The organism is Nocardioides sp. (genome assembly GCF_035481145.1).
Lineage (GTDB): Bacteria > Actinomycetota > Actinomycetes > Propionibacteriales > Nocardioidaceae > Nocardioides.
This window is the reverse complement of sequence record NZ_DATIHB010000039.1, coordinates 1-3551: the sequence shown is the minus strand read 5'-3', so window position 1 is coordinate 3551 and position 3551 is coordinate 1. Positions and strand designations below refer to the sequence as shown.

The following is a 3551-nucleotide window of genomic DNA, read 5'->3' as shown; positions in this document are numbered from 1 at the left end:
GCCCAACACCCCCGCCTCGACCTGGGCGGAGTTCTACGCCGGGCAGCGCGTGGCGCCGTACCTCCGGCTCGCCCTCGAGCGCCGCGCGATCGACGCCGACGACGCCGAGGTGGTGGCCGCGGCGATGGGACGCCTGCCGATGCTGGTGCCCGACGAGCCGCCCGCCCTCCTGCACGGCGACCTCTGGAACGGCAACGTCCTGTGGGGCGCCGACGGGCGCGCGCACCTGATCGACCCCGCGGTCCACGGTGGCCACCGCGAGACCGACCTGGCGATGCTCGCACTCTTCGGGCTGCCCCAGCTGCCACGCGTTCTCGCGGCGTACCAGGAGGTCTTCCCGCTCGCCGACGGGTGGGAGGAGCGCGTCGGGCTGCACCAGCTCTTCCCGCTGCTGGCGCACGCGGCGATGTTCGGCGGGGGCTACGGCGACCGGGCGGCCCGACTGGCCCGTGCCTTCCTCTGAGCGACTTCTCAGCGCGACTTCAGGCGGCGGTGGCATTGTTTCCTCGTGCCCACCACGCCCGCCCCCAAGCCGCACGTCCTCGTCGTCGACGACGACCGTGCCGTGCGTGAGTCCCTCCGGCGGTCGCTGGAGTTCAACGGCTACCGCGTCTCGATGGCCTCCGACGGTGCCGAGGCGCTCGCCGGCATCGGCACGGTCAAGCCCGAGGTCGTCATCATGGACGTGATGATGCCGCGGCTCGACGGCATCGAGGCGACGCGGGCACTGCGGGCCGCGGGACACGACGTACCCATCCTCGTGCTGACCGCACGCGACGCGGTCGGCGACCGGGTCGACGGCCTCGACGCCGGCGCCGACGACTACCTGACCAAGCCGTTCGCGCTCCAGGAGCTCCTCGCCCGGCTCCGGGCCCTGCTCCGCCGCGTCGTGCCGGCCGAGGCGGAGACCGACGAGACCCTCGGCTTCGCGGACCTGACGATGGACCTCGCCTCCCGCGACGTCCGCCGCGGCGACCGGCGCATCGAGCTGACCCGCACCGAGTTCGCCCTGCTGGAGATGTTCCTGCGGCGGCCGCGGCGCGTGCTCGAGCGCAGCTTCATCCTCGAGGAGGTCTGGGGCTACGACTTCCCGACGACCGCCAACTCCCTCGAGGTCTACGTCGGCTACCTGCGTCGCAAGACCGAGGCCGAGGGTGAGCAGCGGCTGATCCACACCGTGCGCGGCGTGGGCTACGTCCTGCGCGAGGGTCCGTGATCCTCCAGCACCGCCGCAGCCTGGCCAGCCGGGTCACCCTGCTGACCACGATGGCGGTCGCGATCGCGATCGCCTTCGTCGCGTTCGGCGCGTTCATGACGGTGCGGCTGCAGACCCAGGCCTCGCTCGACGCCTCGCTCATGGCACGGGCCAAGGCCGTCGCCCAGACCGTCCGCGAGGCCGAGGTCCGCGGCACCAACTACAACGTGCCCGGCTGGCTGCTCGGCGCCTCCGACGTACGGCTCTACCTGGTCACCGATGAGCACCTCGTCTACTCCGCGGAGCGTGCCGGGTCACCCAACTTCGGCACGCCGGAGTTCGAGGTCGCCACCGGACAGCGAGACAGCGCGGTCCGCACGATCACGCAGGACGGCCACCGCTACCGCGCTGTCACCTGGCCCACCGAGGGCGACCAGGGGCGCGCCGTCGTGCTCGTCCAGTCGCTCGACGCACAGGAGCGGGTGCTCAAGCGACTCGGGCTGGTCATGCTCCTCCTCGGTGGAGCGGGCGTCATCGGTGCCGGTCTGGCGGGCTGGGCGGTGGCCCGCTCCGGCCTCCGTCCGGTACGCCGCCTCACCCGCGCCGCCGAGAACATCGCCCGCACCGAGGACCTCCGCCCGATCGAGGTCGGCGGCAACGACGAGATCGCGCGCCTCGCCACGGCGTTCAACCAGATGCTGACCGCACTCGCCGCCTCGCGCGACCGTCAGCGCCAGCTCGTCGCCGACGCCGGCCACGAGCTCCGCACACCGCTCACGTCGCTCCGCACCAACCTCGACCTCCTCGCGCAGGCCTCCTCGGGTGACGTGGACATCCCGGCCAGTGCCCGCGACGAGCTGCTCGAGGACGTGCAGGCCCAGATCGAGGAGCTGACCACGCTGATCGGCGACCTGGTCGAGCTGGGCCGCGAGGAGTCGCTGACCCATGTCGTCGAGCCCGTCGACCTGGCCGAGGTCGTCGAGCGCGCGCTCGTCAGGGTGAAGCGGCGCGCCCCCGAGGTGCGCTTCGTGGTCGACGCGGACCACTGGTGGATGACCGGCGAGGCCGCCGCGCTCGAGAGAGCAGTGCTCAACCTCCTCGACAACGCCGCCAAGTGGTCGCCCGCCGGCGGCACCGTGACCGTGACGCTCTCGGGCGGTCAGCTCCGCGTGGTCGACGAGGGCCCTGGCATCTCCGACGAGGACCTGCCGCACGTGTTCGACCGGTTCTGGCGCTCCCCGGAGTCGCGCGGCATGCCGGGCTCCGGCCTCGGCCTCTCGATCGTCCACCAGATCGCGGTGCGCCACTCGGGTCGCGTCGAAGCCGGTCGCGCCCCCGGTGGCGGCGCGCAGCTCACCCTCCGCATCCCCGGCAAGGTCTCCCCCGACTGACCCGCCCCCGCTGCTGTAACGCGGTGTCCTCGTGGCTTCCGCGCCTCTGCAGCAGCGCAGAAGCCACGAGAACACCGCGTTACATCGGAGCCCAGCTCAGTCTTCGAGCACGCGGAGCAGCCGCTCAGCCTTCCAGCGCGTCTCGGCGTACTCCTCGACGCAGTCGGACTGCACGGTGATCCCGCCACCGGTGCCCAGCTCGTAGCGCCAGCCGTCACCCGCCTCGCCCTCAGCCGCGACCGTCGCCACGAGCGACCGGATCACCACGCCGAGGTCGGCCCGGCCATCGGCGGCGATCCAGCCGAACGCACCGGCATAGACCCCGCGCGGCGTCGCCTCGACCTCGTCGGTGACCCACATCGTCTGCAGCTTCGGCGCACCCGTCATCGACCCCGCCGGGAAGAGGTCACGGAGCGCGCCGACGGTGGTCACCCCGTCACGGAGCCGCCCGCGGACGGTCGAGACGAGCTGGTGCACCGAGGCGTAGGACTCGACCTCCATCAGCGCCGGCACCTCGACCGACCCGGCCTCGCAGACCATGCCCACGTCGTTGCGGAGCAGGTCGGCGATCATCAGGTTCTCAGAGCGGAACTTCGGGTCGCTCGCGAGGTGCGCGGCGAGAGCAGCGTCCTCCTCCGGCGTCGCACCACGCGGCGTCGTGCCCTTGATCGGCTTCGTCTCGAGCACCCGCTGCCGGTCGACCAGCGCGTAGCGCTCCGGGCTCGAGGAGAGCAGCCAGGTGCCGCGGTGCTGCAGGAACCCGGCGTACGGCGCGGGGTTGCTCGCCCGCAGCCGGAGGTACGCCGTGACGGGGTCGACCGCCGCCTCGACCGCCTCGCGGTAGGTGAGGTTCAGCTCGTAGGTGAGCCCGGCGTGCAGCGCCTCCTGCACGCGCGCGAAAGCGGCGGCGTACTCCTCCGGCGCCTCGTGAACCGAGCAGTATGCACCATCTGAAGGCCTCGAAT

At 72.3% G+C, this 3551-nt stretch carries 4 protein-coding genes; 3 read left to right on the top strand and 1 reads right to left on the bottom strand.

Annotated features, from left to right (window positions below; genetic code table 11):
- The 3 genes from VLF38_RS03050 to VLF38_RS03040 all read left to right on the top strand — a co-directional run.
- A partial coding sequence (locus tag VLF38_RS03050; protein WP_325269817.1) for a fructosamine kinase family protein occupies nt 1–463 on the top strand: 463 nt, incomplete at its 5' end.
- Between the two features lie 45 nt (nt 464–508).
- The gene (locus VLF38_RS03045; RefSeq protein ID WP_325269816.1) at nt 509–1216 is read left to right on the top strand and encodes a response regulator transcription factor; all 708 of its coding nucleotides are present in this window, start codon (nt 509–511) and stop codon (nt 1214–1216) included.
- Nucleotides 1213–2586: a HAMP domain-containing sensor histidine kinase gene (locus VLF38_RS03040; RefSeq protein ID WP_325269815.1), complete on the top strand. Its 1374-nt coding sequence runs from the start codon at nt 1213–1215 to the stop codon at nt 2584–2586. Before VLF38_RS03045 ends, VLF38_RS03040 begins: the two co-directional genes overlap by 4 nt.
- Before the next feature lie 96 nt (nt 2587–2682).
- Here the strand turns inward: VLF38_RS03040 and VLF38_RS03035 are convergent.
- The coding region (locus tag VLF38_RS03035) for an anthranilate synthase component I family protein (protein ID WP_325269814.1) at nt 2683–3551 on the bottom strand (869 nt) is incomplete at its 5' end.